Source organism: Polaromonas sp. AET17H-212 (assembly GCF_002379085.1).
Taxonomy (GTDB): Bacteria; Pseudomonadota; Gammaproteobacteria; order Burkholderiales; family Burkholderiaceae_C; genus Polaromonas.
The window spans coordinates 447,240-462,404 of record NZ_NBZW01000001.1; the positions used below are offsets into that span (position 1 = coordinate 447,240).

At 66.0% G+C, this 15,165-nt stretch carries 12 protein-coding genes; 7 read left to right on the forward strand and 5 right to left on the reverse strand.

From position 1 onward, the window contains the following. Positions 1–70: 70 nt before the first annotated feature. From B7G53_RS02065 to arsC, 4 genes are all read right to left on the reverse strand, one after another. Positions 71–2,023, reverse strand: coding sequence for a PhoX family protein (locus B7G53_RS02065; RefSeq protein ID WP_096662739.1), 1,953 nt, complete (start codon positions 2,021–2,023; stop codon positions 71–73). Between the two features lie 418 nt (positions 2,024–2,441). Next, complete coding sequence (locus B7G53_RS02075) at positions 2,442–2,957, reverse strand: hypothetical protein (RefSeq protein WP_141396273.1); 516 nt, start codon at positions 2,955–2,957, stop codon at positions 2,442–2,444. A 227-nt stretch (positions 2,958–3,184) separates the two neighbouring features. Beyond that, positions 3,185–3,922, reverse strand: a complete 738-nt coding sequence (arsH, locus tag B7G53_RS02080; RefSeq protein ID WP_141396274.1) for an arsenical resistance protein ArsH — start codon at positions 3,920–3,922, stop codon at positions 3,185–3,187. After that, positions 3,891–4,322 carry an arsenate reductase (glutaredoxin) gene (gene arsC, locus B7G53_RS02085; protein WP_096662748.1) on the reverse strand — a complete coding sequence of 144 codons (432 nt, stop codon included), beginning with the start codon at positions 4,320–4,322 and terminating at the stop codon, positions 3,891–3,893. Before arsC ends, arsH begins: the two co-directional genes overlap by 32 nt. Positions 4,323–4,388: 66 nt before the next feature. Between arsC and B7G53_RS02090 the strand changes: the two genes are divergently transcribed. The 5 genes from B7G53_RS02090 (at position 4,389) to B7G53_RS02110 (ending at position 9,281) form a co-directional block, all read left to right on the forward strand. Next, the gene (locus B7G53_RS02090) at positions 4,389–4,709 is read left to right on the forward strand and encodes an ArsR/SmtB family transcription factor (protein WP_096662751.1); all 321 of its coding nucleotides are present in this window, start codon (positions 4,389–4,391) and stop codon (positions 4,707–4,709) included. 2 nt (positions 4,710–4,711) lie between these two features. Beyond that, positions 4,712–6,064, forward strand: a complete 1,353-nt coding sequence (locus tag B7G53_RS02095; protein ID WP_255249880.1) for a hypothetical protein — start codon at positions 4,712–4,714, stop codon at positions 6,062–6,064. 121 nt (positions 6,065–6,185) lie between these two features. Next, positions 6,186–6,686 carry an arsenate reductase ArsC gene (locus B7G53_RS02100; protein WP_096662754.1) on the forward strand — a complete coding sequence of 167 codons (501 nt, stop codon included), beginning with the start codon at positions 6,186–6,188 and terminating at the stop codon, positions 6,684–6,686. A gap of 50 nt (positions 6,687–6,736) precedes the next feature. Further along, complete coding sequence (locus B7G53_RS02105; protein ID WP_096662757.1) at positions 6,737–8,026, forward strand: arsenic transporter; 1,290 nt, start codon at positions 6,737–6,739, stop codon at positions 8,024–8,026. A gap of 46 nt (positions 8,027–8,072) precedes the next feature. Then, a complete protein-coding gene (locus B7G53_RS02110; RefSeq protein WP_176491254.1) occupies positions 8,073–9,281 on the forward strand; it encodes an MFS transporter in 1,209 nt (402 codons plus the stop codon). 12 nt (positions 9,282–9,293) lie between these two features. Here B7G53_RS02110 and B7G53_RS02115 read toward each other — a convergent pair whose 3' ends face one another. Then, a complete protein-coding gene (locus B7G53_RS02115) occupies positions 9,294–9,797 on the reverse strand; it encodes a GNAT family N-acetyltransferase (protein ID WP_096662762.1) in 504 nt (167 codons plus the stop codon). Between the two features lie 392 nt (positions 9,798–10,189). Here B7G53_RS02115 and B7G53_RS02120 point away from each other — a divergent pair, with 392 nt between their 5' ends. Together B7G53_RS02120 and B7G53_RS02125 are read left to right on the forward strand one after the other, a co-directional pair. Then, a complete protein-coding gene (locus B7G53_RS02120; protein WP_096662765.1) occupies positions 10,190–11,743 on the forward strand; it encodes an efflux RND transporter periplasmic adaptor subunit in 1,554 nt (517 codons plus the stop codon). A 22-nt stretch (positions 11,744–11,765) separates the two neighbouring features. Beyond that, entirely contained in the window at positions 11,766–14,843 is a 3,078-nt protein-coding gene (locus tag B7G53_RS02125) for an efflux RND transporter permease subunit (protein ID WP_096662768.1), read from the forward strand. Positions 14,844–15,165 lie beyond the last annotated feature (322 nt).

Here is a 15,165-nt window from a genome sequence, read left to right on the forward strand (position 1 = left end):
CTCTCGACACGCGACACTCAAAAATTGCTGTAAAAAAGCCCCGGAGAGCGGGGCTGTTGATGCATGGACACTAGGTACCGACGACGCCGCCATCCTTGCGTCGGATGACGACGGTGGCCGAGCGCGGCCGCCCGCCTGTCGGGCCGTCCGGCCAATGGCTCACTGCTTTCGGCTGGGCCGGGTCGCTGCGCTCGCTGGCGGTCTCGCCCGGATGCTGGATGTTGATGAACACCGCGCGGCGGTCCGGCGTGAAAGTGATCCCGGTGATCTCGCTGCCGGCCGGGCCGGTCAAAAAGCGTTTGGTCTCGCCGGTCACCGGGTCGGCGCACAGCATCATGTTGTTGCCCATGCCCTGGTAGGCGTCCTTGTGCATGGCCGAGGTCGAGATGTCGGTCTGTATCCAGAGCAGGCCACCGGCATCGAACTGCAGGCCGTCGGGGCTGCCGTACATGTCGCCCTTGATGGTGCCGCGGTATTCGGCCTTGCCGGCATTCGGGTCGCCGGCCAGCGCAAAGTGCATCCAGCGGAACTCGGTGGCGCTGGCGTCGCCGTCGAGCCGGCTGACCGCGCTGTCCTGACGTCCCTTGCCTTCGCGCCAGCGGATGATGTGGCCCATGATGTTGTCATTGCGCGGGTTGGCCGCATCGGCCATGCGACCGTCCTTGCCGCGGCTGCTGTTGTTGGTCAGCGTGACAAACACCTCGCCGGTGTTGGGGTGCACCGCCACCCACTCGGGGCGGTCCATCCTGGTGGCGCCCACGGCATCGGCAGCCTGGCGGCACTTGATCAGCACCTCGGCCTGGCTGGCAAAGCCGGCGGCGGCATTCAAACCGTCTTCGCCATGCACCAGCGGCAGCCAGCGGCCGTAACCCTGTGCATCAAAGCGCGCCACATACAGCGTGCCGTGGTCCAGAATTTCCTGGTTGGCGCGGTAGCCGCCCGGCTTGACCTTGTCGCGGCTGACAAACTTGTAGATGTACTCAAACCGTTCGTCGTCGCCCATGTAGACCACCGCGCGGCCATCGCGGCTCAAGGTTGTCGTGGCCCCCTCATGTTTGATGCGGCCCAGCGCCGTGCGTTTGATCGGGGTCTGTGTCGGGTCCTGCGGGTCGATTTCCACCACCCAGCCAAAGCGGTGCGGCTCGTTGGGGTGTTTGGCCGCGTCAAAACGCTCGTCAAACTCGTGCCAGCGGTAACCAAAGCCCTTGGCGCGCAGGCCGTAACGTGCCTCGTCCGGGGTCGGCTTGTCTTGCGCCGAGAAGTAACCGTTCCAGTTTTCCTCGCAGGTCAGAAAGGTACCCCACGGCGTCTGGCCGGCGGCGCAGTTGTTCAGCGTGCCCAGCGGCCGCAGGCCGGCCGGGTCGGCCGAAGTTTTCAGCAGCGCGTGTCCGGCGGCCGGGCCACTGAACAGCATGGGTGTGTTGCCGGTGACGCGGCGCGCGTAACGCGAGTTGGGCATCACGCGCCAGACACCGGCGCGTTCCACCACCTCGATCACGCTGACGCCGTGCGCCGCCTGCGACTTGCGCACCTTGTCGGCGCTCCAGGTCTTCATGCCATCGCTATGCAGCAGGCCGTCGTCGGTGTATTCGTGGTTGATGGCGAGCAGGCCGTGGCGCGGGTTCTTGTCCAGCGGGAAATACTCCATGCCATCGTGGTGCATGCCCGACTGCAGCAACTGCTCCTGCCAGCTGTTGGACGCATCGGCACTGAAGGCCGGCGCCGCCGATCCGGCCATGCCGGTCGCGTCACCCCAGCGGTAAAGCACCTGCGCATCGTATTCAGGTGGCACCACCAGCGTATCGGCGCTGGACACCGGCACCCCGGTAAAACCAAGCGGTTTGCCCTTGGCCGCCGTGGCGGCGTTGGCCGTGAGCGTGTGCGAACCCATCAGCAGCGCCACCGCCGCCGTCGTGCAACGCAGCACATGGCGGCGCCCGCCGTCTACTTCATGAATGAAGGGGTTGGACGTCGTGTTGACGCCTTCACCCTGCTCGTAATCCTTGCCGAATCCCTGACCCATGAATCACTCTCCATCGTGTTTTTAGCTGATGCGGTGATTCTGGAAGCGCGCGGTGACGTGTTCATGTCGGTTTGATGGCAGTTTGATGACAGCCGTTGGCCGGCTCTGATTGCTATGGAATAGATAGCTGCTTGCGTTTTCAGCGCAAGGGCTGGATGCCGATCCTGTTCATCATTGATGGTGTCGTAGCTGACGACGCCGCATCGTTCAGGCGGAGCCTGTGGAAGCCTGTCCTGAGCTTGACGAAGGGTTCTTCGACAGACTCAGGGCGAACGGTAGCGGGTTGCTTGTCATCATCGATGGAAGCCTATGGCCACCGTGCGCAAGGTGTTCGAAACCAACACCTTCGGGATGATGGTCGGGATCCAGGCCGTTCTGCCGACGTTCCGCGCCCGCCCGTCGGGGCTGAGGAAGGACGTCAATACCAGCCCGCTGTCTTCATCTCGCTGACCAGGATTTTCGCGAAGGAGTCAACAAACGCGTCGGGATCCGCGTAGTCAGAGCCATTCGTAGCAACCGAAATCCAGCCGCGCGTGTGGCCGGAAGCCGCGCGAATCACTACCGCGATTTCGAAATGTTTGGCCCCCGCACTGTTATAGGTGAACGTCTTGGGTGTCAGTTCGAGAGTAAAGTCGTTTCCCTTGGGAACTCCGCTTTCAGCGAGCAATTTTTCTATCTTCCCCGGTCCCTTCTTGAGGAAAGCGTCGAGCACAGGGGCGACCTCCTTGCGGGCGTATTCCGCGCCGAAGGCCTTTGGATAGCGCAACTTCACATCGTGGAACGTTTCCCACTGAACTTTCGCCGATGTCAGCTTGAGTTGCCCTACTGCTTCTGGCTTCGAGGTCAGGCGGGCGCCAGCGCAGCCCGTCATCGCCAACATGGCTCCCAGCGCGACAGCGAACACCAGGGCCACGGCCCGAAATTTTTCCCGCATAAGTAGCTCCTCCATTGAATATCGCCGCATTCTACGCAGCGGGTTGTCGAATCGCCCGCGACCGAGGACCCATTCAGGCTTGGGCTACAAGCCTCTCCACACCAGGGCGAACCCTCCGGCATCGCCGGCGTCACGGTCACTGGCTGGCAAGCAAGCAAGATGCTATCAATACAATAGCTGCGTGCGCCAGACCCTAAAGGGCTGGAGGCCTATTTGATTCATATAGCTCACAAACTCCGCTGATTCACCCTTTGTGCCAGCGCCTCGGCACTCTCCTTGCGCTCGCTGTACCGGTCCACCAGATAAGGCGCCACATCACGCGTGAGCAACGTCAACTTCACCAGCTCTTCCATCACATCGACCACGCGGTCGTAATAGGCGGACGGCTTCATGCGCCCGGCTTCGTCGAACTCCAGGAAAGCCTTGGCGACGGAGGACTGGTTCGGAATCGTCAGCATGCGCATCCAGCGGCCCAGCACGCGCAGCTGGTTCACCGCGTTGAAGGACTGCGAGCCGCCGCTGACCTGCATCAGCGCCAGCGTCTTGCCCTGGGTCGGACGCACCGCGCCCTGCGCCAGCGGAATCCAGTCGATCTGCGACTTCATGATGCCGGTCATGGCGCCGTGCCGTTCGGGTGATGTCCAGACCATGCCCTCGGCCCACTGCGCGAGTTGCCGCAGCTCTTGCACCTTGGGGTGGCTGTCGGGTGCGTCGTCGGGCAGCGGCAGACCACTCGGGTCAAAGGTGTTGGTTTCGGCGCCCATGGCCTGCAGCAGACGGGCGGCTTCCTCGCTGAGGAGGCGGCTGTAGGCGCGCTCACGCACCGAGCCATACAGCAGCAGGATGCGCGGCGCATGCGCGGACGGCCGAAACGCCTGCAGTGCGCTGGTCGTGGGCAGCGCGAACAGGCTTGGGTCGAGGTTGGGCAGGTCGTCAAGCACCGGCAACACGTTCCCCTTTGTCATTGATGACCTGCTCGCCGTCTTCCTTGGTGAAAGCGCCCTGCTGCGGCGCAGGCAGGATGTCGAGCACCGCTTCGGACGGCCGGCACAGGCGCGTGCCCAGCGGCGTCACAACGATGGGGCGGTTGATCAGGATCGGGTGGGCCAGCATGGCGTCCAGCAGTTGCTCGTCGGTCAGCGCCGGGTTGTCGAGCTGGAGTTCGGCGTAGCGCTTTTCCTTGCTGCGGATCAGCGCACGCAGCGGCTGCCCGGTCTGGGCCGCCAACCGGGCCAAAGTCTCGCGGCTGGGCGGGGTGTTGATGTACTCGACGACTTCGGGCTCGGCCCCGCTGTTGCGTATCAGCGCCAGCGTGTTGCGCGAGGTGCTGCACTGGGGGTTGTGGTAAATCGTGATGTCGGCCATATCTTTTTTCCTTGTTTGATTGCTCGAGTGATTGCCTCAATTCAATTGTTCAATTATATTTGAACTATGGAAATAAAAACCTTTGACGAAGTTGCTGCGGTGCGCGCACTGGCCGCGCTGGCACAGGCTCAGCGCCTGCGCACCTTTCGCGCCCTGGTGGTGGCCGGCCCCGACGGGCTGACACCGGGGGCCATCGCCGAACTGCTGGACGTTGCGCCCAGCGCCTTGTCTTTCCACCTGAAAGAACTCGCGCATTCCGGCTTGGTCAGCAGCGAGCCACGCGGCCGCAACCTGATTTACCGCGCCAACTTCGAGCAGATGACCGCCCTGCTGGGCTACCTGACCGAACACTGTTGCCAGGGCGAAAGCTGCGGCGTGAACTGCTGACCATGAACCTTGCCGAGACCCTCAATCTGGGTTGCCTGTGCCGCACCCTGAACCCCGAGCGCCTGCGCCAGCAGCTGGAAACCGACCCCAGCCTGCAGGGCATGCTGGCCGCTCTGGCCACCACCCATCCGCACCTGTTCTCCGAGACGGCGGTGTTTCTGGACCCGGCCATCCGCGCCACGCTGGGCCAGGCGATTGCTGCCATCGAAGGCGTGATCGCCCTGCCCGCCTACCAGCAAGCGGCGCTGGCCCGTGCGCCCGACATTGCCCGCCATGATTTCGGCCCCGCCGGCGTCTTCATGGCCTATGACTTTCACCTGGGCGCCGATGGCCCGCGCCTGATCGAAATCAACACCAACGCCGGCGGCGCGCTGCTCAACGCCGCGCTGGCACGTGCGCACCGCGACTGCTGCGAACCCATGCAAGGACTGATGGATGCGGCCAGCGACCTGACGCGGCTGGATGAAACCTTTATCGCCATGTTCCGCGCCGAGTGGCAGGCCCAGCGCGGCGCGCAGCCGCTGCGCAGCGTGCTGATCACCGACGATGCACCGGAGTCCCAGTACCTGGCGCCTGAATTCACCCTGGCACGGCAGTTGTTCCTCGCGCACGGCATCACCGCTGCCGTGGGTGATGCGCGTGAACTGTCATGGAAAGACGGCGCCTTGTGGCACCCGGCCCTGCCTGCCGGCGTGGCCGTTGATCTGGTCTACAACCGCCTGACCGACTTCAGCCTGGCCGAGCCGGCCCATGCCGCCCTGCGCAGCGCCTATATGGCGGGCGCGGCGGTTGTCACGCCGCACCCGCGTGCGCACGCGCTGTACGCCGACAAGCGCAACCTGATCACCCTCGGCGACGATGCGCTGCTGGCCTCCTGGGGCGTGTCGGCCGACGACCGGCGCCTGCTGCAGGCGGTGGTTCCGCACACCGAACTCGTTACCGCCGACCATGCGGACGATCTATGGGCACGCCGCCGCCAGCTCTTCTTCAAACCCGCGGGAGGTTTCGGCGCCAAGGCCGCCTACCGCGGCGACAAACTCACAAAAAGTGTCTGGGTCCACATCACTGCGGGCGGTTTCATCGCCCAGGCGCTGGTGCCGCCCAGTGAAAGGCTGGTCGATGTCGATGGTGTGGCGACGCGCCTGAAGCTGGACCTGCGCGCCTACACCTACCGCGGCCAGGTGCAGCTGCTGGCGGCGCGCACCTACACCGGCCAGACCACCAACTTCCGCACCGCCGGGGGCGGCTTTTCACCGGTGGTGGTGCTGCCTCTAGAGCCCAACACTGTTCGCCTGACCGTTCGCCCTGAGCTTGTCGAAGGCGCGCCTCAAAGCCAGGAGGCTTCGACCCTTTGACAAATTCAGGACAGGCCAAACGCAGCCCGCACGGACTTGTAGCGCTGGCCCGAGCAACCGGGCCCTTTGGCCCGTTTCATCAAAACACCTCAACCCCTCGCCATCGCCCCGGAGAACCTGCATGTCTGAGCGACCCGTCAACGTCCTGTTTCTGTGCACCCACAACTCGGCCCGCAGCATTCTGGCCGAAGCCACACTGAACCACCTCGGCAAAGGGCGCTTCCGGGCCTTTTCGGCCGGCAGCAGCCCACGCGACAACCAGCAGCCCAACCCGCTGGGCCTGCAGGCGCTCAAGAACGCAGGCATTCCGACCGAAGGCCTGCGCAGCAAGAGCTGGGACGAGTTTGCCGCTGCCGATGCACCGCACATGGATCTGGTGATCACCGTCTGCGACAACGCCGCCGGCGAGGTCTGCCCCTACTGGCCCGGCCAGCCCGCCACCGCGCACTGGGGTTATGCCGATCCGTCGGAGGTCGAGGGTGATGAGGCCAAAAAACGCGAGGCCTTCCGCAGGACCCTGCTGGCGATACGCCGCCGCATCGATCTGCTGATCAACCTGCCGCCGGAAAAACTCGAGCGCGCCGTGGTGCAGCAAGCCGCACGGGACCTGGCGCATTCATGACCCCCTCTGCCTGAAGTCTCGCCGCCCTTCATCCAAAAAATCAAAACAATATGCTCGTCGCCCTGCTGATATTTGTCGCCACTCTTGTTCTGGTCATCTGGCAACCACGCGGGCTCGGCATTGGCTGGAGCGCCATGTTCGGCGCCGTGCTGGCTTTGGTACTGGGCGTTGTTCAGCTCAGCGACATACCGACCGTCTGGCACATCGTCTGGAACGCGACCGCCACCTTCATCGCCGTGATCATCATCAGCCTGCTGCTCGACGAAGCCGGTTTTTTTGAATGGGCAGCGCTGCATGTGGCGCGCTGGGGCGGCGGGCGCGGCAAGAGGCTGTTCGCATTGATCATCCTGCTGGGCGCCGCGGTCGCGGCGCTGTTTGCCAACGACGGCGCGGCGCTGATCCTCACGCCCATCGTCATGGCCATGCTGGTGGCACTGGGCTTCACGCCGGCGGCCACACTCGCCTTTGTGATGGCGGCCGGTTTTATTGCCGACGTGGCCAGCTTGCCGCTGGTGGTCTCCAACCTGGTCAACATCGTGTCGGCCGACTTCTTCAACATCGGCTTCAACGACTATGCCGCCGTGATGATTCCAGTAAATGTTGTCGCGGTGGCGTCCGCGCTGGCCATGCTGCTGCTTTACTTTCGCAAGAGCATTCCTGCGCACTATGACGCAACCCAGCTCAAACAGCCGAATGCGGCGATTCGCGATGCGGCCACCTTCCGCATGGGCTGGGTGGTGCTGGCGCTGCTGCTGGTCGGCTTCTTCGGCCTGGAGCCGCTGGGCGTGCCGGTCAGCGCGACGGCCGCCGCCGGGGCGCTGCTGCTGCTGGGCGTGGCGGCGCGCGGCCACATCATCAGCACACGCAAGGTGCTGCGCGAGGCGCCCTGGCAGATTGTGGTGTTCTCGCTGGGCATGTACTTGGTGGTGTACGGTTTGCGCAACCAGGGCCTGACCGCGTCCATTACCCGCCTGCTCGATTATTTTGCCGAAGGCGGCATCTGGGGCGCGGCGCTGGGCACCGGCCTGCTGACCGCGCTGCTGTCCTCGGTGATGAACAACATGCCGACGGTGCTGGTCGGAGCGCTCTCCATCGATGCCACCCACGCGACCGGCGTTGTCAGGGACGCCATGATTTATGCCAATGTGATCGGCAGCGACCTCGGTCCTAAAATCACGCCCATCGGCTCATTGGCAACCCTGCTGTGGCTGCATGTGCTGGAACGCAAGGGCATGAAAATCACTTGGGGCTACTACTTCAAGGTCGGCATCGTGCTGACCGTGCCGGTGCTGCTGCTCACGCTGGCCGCGCTGGCCCTTCGCCTGGGTTTGAGCGCGTGACCGTTTCACACCCGGCGCATCCCTCGGCATCTGCTGCCGGCGGCTGATGCGCCCCTCTCGTACCCTCACCGTCGCCAGCCTCGGCATTGCCCAGACCCTGGCCTGGGCGTCCAGTTATTACCTGCCGGCCATGCTGGCGAATTCGATGGCGCGCGACCTCGGTGTCGGTGTGCCGACGGTGTTCCTCGGGTTTTCGCTGGCGCTGGTGGTGTCCGCCCTGCTCGGCCCCTTCGCCGGCAAGACGATTGACCGGTATGGCGGCCGGCCGGTGCTGGCCGCCGCCAGCTTCATCTTTGCCGCCGGGCTCGCCGCCCTGGCCCTGGCGCAGGGGCCGGTCGGCCTGTTTGTGGCCTGGGCCGTTCTGGGCGTGGCCATGGCCGCCGGCCTGTATGAAGCCGCCTTTGCCACGCTGGTGCACCTGTATGGCAAGGACGCGCGCGGAGCCATCACCGGCATCACACTGCTGGCCGGTTTTGCCAGCACCGTGGGCTGGCCGCTGTCGGCCTGGCTGGAACTCGAATGGGGCTGGCGTGCCGCCTGCGGGGTGTGGGCCGGCCTGCATCTGCTGGTGGCGCTGCCGCTGAACTGGATGCTACCTGCATCGCCTGCGTCACCCCCATCGCCGGCCGCCGTGCCGGTGGCGCCGGCAACCACGGCCATCGCACCCGCACCAGCGCCCGAAGCTGCGCAGAGCTCGGCACGCACCGCGGCGCTGCTGGCCTTTGTGTTCGCCGTGACCTGGTTCATCAGCACCGCCATGGCCGCGCACCTGCCGCGCCTGCTGCAGGTCCACGGCGTGCCGCTGGCCACGGCGCTGGTGTTTGCCGGGCTGGTCGGCCCGGCTCAGGTGGCCGGGCGGCTGCTCGAATATGGACTGCTGCGCAACATCCATCCGCTGGTGTCGGCGCGCGTCGCCGGGGCCATGCACACGCTGGGCGCCCTGGTGTTCCTGTTTGTCGGCGTGCCGGCGGGGGCTGTGTTCACAATGCTGCACGGTGCCGGCAACGGCGTGCTGACGATTGCCAAGGGCACGCTGCCGCTGGCGCTGTTCGGCGCAAAGGACTACGGCGCGCGCCAGGGCCTGCTGATGGTGCCGGCGCGTTTTGCGCAGGCCCTGTCGCCCTGGCTGTTTGGCCTGGCGATTGACCGCTTCGGCGCGGGCGCGCTGTGGTTCTCCGCCGCGCTGGGCGGTCTTGGCCTGGCGGCCTTGATGCTGCTGCAGGGCCCGCGCGTGGCACAGGTCCGGCCCGCCTGATTCAGCGCGCCCTCAGGCCAGCCACTTCTGCAGGAACTGCGCCTGACCCAGGGACGGGTCGAGCTGGTAGCCGGCAAAACCGATGCGCTCATATAACTTGATGGCGGGCGCATTGCCCTGCAGCACCTCCAGCGTGAGTTTGCAGGCACCGCGCTCGCGGGCGATGGCTTCGACCAGCGCCAGCAGCTGCTCGCCGACACGCCGGCCGCGGTGGCTGGCCAGCACCACCACGTCGTGCACGTTGACCAGCGGCCGGCAGGCGAAGGTTGAAAACCCCTCGATGCAGTTGACCAGCCCGACCGGCTGGGTGCCGTCGAAGGCCAGCACGCTGAACGCCTGGGGCCGCGCGGCCAGTTCCGCCACCAGGTGGGTTTTGGCGAACTCGCTCAGGGGCTGACCGCCGCCGGCCGGGTCCCGCGCATAGGCGTCGAGCAGAAAGACCAGCGTATCGGCGTGTGCGGGGTCGCGGTAGTCCGCGCGGCTGATGCGCAAGCCGGAAGCGGCGATATCGGTCATGGGGAGGTGCCCTGTGGAAAAGTGGATACGGCGATTCTAAGCAGCGGGTCCGCGCCCCGACCGCAACACCCTCTCCGAAGTTATACAGCAAAACGGCCTCCAGCCCAGACAGGTACATCGCCAACAGCTATCAAAAACAGAGCAATGTACACCAACAGACAGTCGCCGCCGGCGCTTTCCGCCAGGGTGCGTGCCGGGCCGCTGCTCTTTACCGGACATTTACGCAGCCCTTTCCGGCGCTACACCTGCGTGTGAAGCCTTGCAGTGATAATTCTTTGGCGAGCTGAAAAATACACGCTGGCAGTGCCAAGGCGCCGCTGGTGACAACCCCCATCAAACACAAAAAAAGTGCCGCGCCAGACCGCTGGTGCGGTGGGCAACAAGGACAGCTGATGGACCCAAAATCTGAGGCGCCGGCCGCCGGCCCCGAGACCCTCCCCCGCAAACGCCCGAGCCGCCGCGCCATCCTGATTGGCAGCGCCATCGCGGTGATCGCGCTGGCCGGCACCGGCTGGCTCGCCTGGCACCTGACCCATCCCGCCACAGACAGCAGCACCGCCGCCCCCGGCGGCGGCGCCCGCCGCGGCCCGCCGGCCACCACGGTCGGCGTGGCCACCGCCGAGCGGGCCAGCATTCCTATCCTTCTGGACGCCCTGGGCACGGTCACACCGCAAGCCACGGTCAAGGTGCGTCCGCAGGTCTCGGGTGTGCTGCAGAAAGTGCTGTTCAAGGAAGGCCAGATGCTGCGCGCCGGCGAACTCATGGCCACCATCGACCCGCGCCAGTTTGAACTCGCCCTGCAGCAGGCCAGCGGCCAGCGCCAGCGCGACGAGGCCCAGCTCGACAGCGCACGTGTCACGCTGCAGCGTTTCAGGACCCTCTTGGGCCAGGACTCGATTGCCCGCCAGGAGGTCGACTCCCAGGCCGCGCTGGTCAAGCAGCTCGAGGGCACAGTCGTGATTGACAAGGCCAACGAAGGCGCGGCCCGCCTGAACCTGAGCTATACCCGGGTGGTCGCGCCGGTCAGCGGCCGCGTCGGCCTGCGCGCCGTGGACGTGGGCAATGTGGTGAGTCCCAGCGATGCCAACGGCATTGCCCTGATCACCCAGGTCACCCCGATTGACGTGGTGTTTTCCATTCCACAGGACCAGGTCGGCGAATTGCAGCAGGCCGTCAGTGCCGGCAGCGTGATGAAGGTCACCGCGCTCGACCGCACCCGCGCGGCCACGCTGGACACCGGCGTGTTTGCCTCGCTCGACAACCAGATCGACACTACCACTGGCACGGTCAAGGCCAAGGCGCGTTTTGCCAACAGCCAGCTCACGCTGTTCCCGAGTCAGTTTGTCAATGTGCAGTTGCTGGTCCGCACCATCGACAACGCCGTGGTGGTGCCGGTGACCGCCGTGCGCCTCGGCAGCAGCGGCGACTATGTGTATGTGCTCAACGCCGAGCGCACCGTGAGCCTGCGCCCCGTCAAGCGCGGACCGGCCACGGTGGACAAGATCGTGATCGCCTCCGGCCTGCAGGTGGGCGAACGCGTCATCACCGAGGGTGCCGACAGGCTCAAGGACGGCGCCCGCGTGGTGCTGCCGGGCGACGCACCGGGCGGCGGCGGTCGCGCCGCGGGCGGGCGCCGGCCCCAGGGCGCGGCGTCGGCCCCGCGCGGCGACGCCAGTGCACCCGCCGGCGCTGCCACGCCGCAAGCCAGTGCCTCTGCACCGGCCGGCGCCCCCGCCGTGGCCGCGCAAACGCCGGCCATAGCGGCCACCCCGCCTTCCGCGCAGCAGCGCCAGCGATTCCTCGACCAGGTGAAGGACGACCCGGAGGCGCTGGCGCGGCGCCAGGCCCTGCTGGCGCAAATCGACCGCGGCGAGCCGGCCGCACTGGCGCGCTGGCAGCAGATCATGGAACGGCGGCGCCAGGGCGCGCAGGCGCCGGCGCAATGACAGCCTCCAGGCAACTGCCCGCATGAGCCCGTCCAGTCCTTTCATTCAGCGGCCGGTTGCCACCGCGCTGCTAATGGTGGCCATCGTGCTGGCCGGCCTGGTCGGTTTCAAATTTTTGCCGCTGTCGGCCCTGCCGCAGGTGGACTACCCGACCATCCAGGTGCAGACGCTGTACCCCGGCGCCAGCCCCGAGGTCATGGCGCAGACCGTGACGGCGCCGCTGGAGCGCCAGTTCGGCCAGATGGCCGGGCTGCAGCGCCTGAGTTCCACCAGTGCGGCGGGCGTCTCCATCGTCACCTTGCAGTTCGGCCTGGGCCTGAGCCTGGACGTGGCCGAGCAGCAGGTGCAAGCGGCCATCAATGCCGGCGGCTCGCTGCTGCCGGCCGACCTGCCGGCGCCGCCGGTGTATGCCAAGGTCAACCCGGCCGACGCGCCGGTGCTCACGCTGGCGATCACCTCCGACAGCCTGCCGCTCACCGAGGTGCAGAACATCGTCAACACCCGCCTCGCGCTGAAGATCAGCCAGGTCAGCGGCGTCGGCCTGGTCTCGCTCAGCGGCGGCCAGCGGCCCGCCGTGCGCATCCAGGCGGACACGCGCGCCCTGGCCTCTTACGGCCTCGGCCTCGATTCGCTGCGCACCGCGATTGCGGCGGCCAATGCCAACGGCGCCAAGGGCAGCATCGACGGGCCGACACGTTCGTACTCCATCAACTCCAACGACCAGTTGCTGGCAGCCAGCGAGTACAAGAACCTGGTCATTGCCTTTCGCAACGGCGCAGCGGTGCGTGTGGCCGATGTGGCGCAGGTCGTCGACAGCGCCGAAAACGTCAAGCTCGGCGCCTGGTCGGGTCTGAAACCGGCCATCATCCTGAACGTGCAGCGCCAGCCCGGCGCCAACGTGATTGCCACCGTGGACGCGATCAAGGCCCGCCTGCCCGAGCTGCAGGCCGGCCTGCCGACCGCCATGAAGGTCGATGTACTGAGCGACCGCACCACCGGCATACGCGCCTCGGTGCTGCATGTGGAGATCGAGTTGCTGCTGGCCGTGGTGATGGTGGTGCTGGTGATTTTTGCGTTTTTGCGCAACCTCCGCGCCACCGTGATTGCCAGCCTGGCCGTGCCGATCTCGCTGATCGGCACCTGCGGCGCCATGTATTTGCTGGGCTACAGCCTGAACAACCTGAGCCTGATGGCGCTGACGATTGCCACCGGTTTTGTGGTCGACGACGCGATCGTGATGATAGAAAACATCTCGCGCTACATCGAAAAAGGCGAGACGCCCATGGCCGCCGCGCTCAAGGGCGCGCAGCAGATCGGCTTCACCATCATCTCGCTGACGGTCTCGCTGATCGCCGTGCTGATTCCGCTGCTGTTCATGGGCGACGTGGTCGGCCGGCTGTTCCGCGAGTTCGCGGTCACGCTGGCCATCACCATCCTGATCTCGGCGGTGGTGTCACTGACGCTGGTGCCCATGATGTCGGCCAGATGGCTCAGGCATGAACCGGAAACCGGCGGCAGCCCGACCAGCGCGAAACTGCAGAAATTTTTTGACGGCGTGATCACGCGTTACGACCAGTCGCTGACCTGGGTGCTCAGGCGCCAGGGCCTGACCCTGATCGTGGCGCTGGCCACGCTGCTGCTGACCGTGCTGCTGTATGTGCTGATTCCCAAAGGCCTGTTCCCGACCCAGGACACCGGCCAGTTGCAGGCGCGCATCGAGACCTCCCAATCGGTGTCTTATGCACGCATGGCCGAGCTGCAGCAGGCGGCGGCCAAGGCCATCCTGGAAGACCCCGATGTGGACACCCTGAGTTCCTTCATCGGCGTGGATGCGGCCAACAACACCATGCTGCACACCGGCCGCATGCTGATCAACCTCAAGCGCGCACGCAGCAGCAGCCAGCAGGACACCATGGACCGGCTGCAACGCCGCGCCGGCGCGGTGGCCGGCGTCACCATGTACCTGCAGCCCACGCAGGACCTGACCATCGACGCCGAAACCGGCCCGACGCAGTTCCGTGTGTCGCTGGAAGGTTCGGACACGGCCACGGTGGCGCTGTGGGCCAACAGGCTGGCGCAGCGCATGCAGGCGTTGCCGGCCCTGCGCAACATCGCCTCGGACGCCGGCGCCACCGGTGCCTCGGCCTACATCTCGGTGGACCGCGACACCGCCTCGCGCGTCGGCGTGACGACCTCGGCGATTGACGACGCGCTGTACAGCGCTTTTGGCCAGCGCATCGTCTCGACCATTTTCACCGAGACCAACCAGTACCGTGTGATCCTCGAGGCCCGGCCCGACCCCCTGATGACCGCGGCCGCGCTGGGCAGCCTGCCGCTCAAAACCGGCTCCGGCGTCACCACCCCGCTGGCCAGCATCGCCACCATCACCGAGCAGCCCGCTCCGCTGCAGATCACCCGCGTGGCCCAGTACCCGGCGACAACGCTGGGTTTCGACACGGCACCGGGCGTGTCGCTCGGCAAGGCGGTGGGTGAGGTCAAGCAGGCGGCCAAAGACATCGCCCTGCCCGGCAGCGTGACGCTGACCTTTCTCGGCGCGGCTGGCGCCTACCAGACCTCGCTGTCCAGCCAGTTGTGGCTGATCCTGGCGGCGGTGATTTGCGTCTACATCGTGCTCGGCGTGTTGTATGAAAGTTATATCCACCCGCTGACGATTCTCTCGACCCTGCCTTCGGCCGGCGTCGGCGCGCTGCTGGCCCTGATGATCAGCGGCTCCGACCTCGGGGTGATCGGCATCATCGGCATCATTCTCCTGATCGGCATCGTGAAAAAGAACGCGATCATGATGATCGACTTCGCCATCGACGCCGAACGCAGCGAAGGCAAGTCGCCGCAGGACGCGATTCACCAGGCCGCACTGCTGCGCTTCCGGCCCATCCTCATGACCACCCTGGCCGCACTGTTTGCCGCCGTGCCGCTGATGCTGGGCTGGGGCGAAGGGGCAGAGTTGCGCCGGCCGCTGGGCCTGGCCATTTTCGGCGGCCTGATCGTCAGCCAGGTGCTCACGCTGTTCACGACGCCGGTGATTTATCTGGCGTTTGACAGGATGGGGCAGAGGTTTGGGCGGAGGGGTTCCGTGTGAACCCCCTCCCCCCGCAGTTTGTCATCCCGGACTTGATCCGGGATCCATGGTGGCGCTCTCCCAGCATCGTTCGGGCAGAGCCTGTCGGAGCCGTCTTCCCTTCCTGCGTTGGAGGTTTGCCCGCTAGCCGGGGGTTGCCCGGCGGCAACTCACTTTCTTTTGTCTCGCCAAAAGAAAGTAAGCAAAGAAAAGGCGACCCTGCTGTCTGCGTCCCCTGCGCTGCGCTCCGGGGCAACCTGCGGTGCTCGGTCCAGCCGGGGCCGGGCTCGAACTCGCTACGCTCAGGCAATCGCCCGTCCTCGTCCGTCTGGCCCTGCGCTCC

Excerpts from the sequence above, each read along its gene's own strand:
- arsH (WP_141396274.1), bottom strand. The coding sequence starts at position 3,922 with ATGACAAAGGGGAACGTGTTGCCGGTGCTTGACGACCTGCCCAACCTC.
- B7G53_RS02110 (WP_176491254.1), top strand. The coding sequence starts at position 8,073 with ATGCGCCCCTCTCGTACCCTCACCGTCGCCAGCCTCGGCATTGCCCAG.
- B7G53_RS02105 (WP_096662757.1), top strand. The coding sequence starts at position 6,737 with ATGCTCGTCGCCCTGCTGATATTTGTCGCCACTCTTGTTCTGGTCATC.
- B7G53_RS02125 (WP_096662768.1), top strand. The coding sequence starts at position 11,766 with ATGAGCCCGTCCAGTCCTTTCATTCAGCGGCCGGTTGCCACCGCGCTG.
- B7G53_RS02115 (WP_096662762.1), bottom strand. The coding sequence starts at position 9,797 with ATGACCGATATCGCCGCTTCCGGCTTGCGCATCAGCCGCGCGGACTAC.
- B7G53_RS02095 (WP_255249880.1), top strand. The coding sequence starts at position 4,712 with ATGAACCTTGCCGAGACCCTCAATCTGGGTTGCCTGTGCCGCACCCTG.
- B7G53_RS02075 (WP_141396273.1), bottom strand. The coding sequence starts at position 2,957 with ATGCGGGAAAAATTTCGGGCCGTGGCCCTGGTGTTCGCTGTCGCGCTG.
- B7G53_RS02090 (WP_096662751.1), top strand. The coding sequence starts at position 4,389 with ATGGAAATAAAAACCTTTGACGAAGTTGCTGCGGTGCGCGCACTGGCC.
- B7G53_RS02100 (WP_096662754.1), top strand. The coding sequence starts at position 6,186 with ATGTCTGAGCGACCCGTCAACGTCCTGTTTCTGTGCACCCACAACTCG.
- B7G53_RS02065 (WP_096662739.1), bottom strand. The coding sequence starts at position 2,023 with ATGGGTCAGGGATTCGGCAAGGATTACGAGCAGGGTGAAGGCGTCAAC.
- arsC (WP_096662748.1), bottom strand. The coding sequence starts at position 4,322 with ATGGCCGACATCACGATTTACCACAACCCCCAGTGCAGCACCTCGCGC.
- B7G53_RS02120 (WP_096662765.1), top strand. The coding sequence starts at position 10,190 with ATGGACCCAAAATCTGAGGCGCCGGCCGCCGGCCCCGAGACCCTCCCC.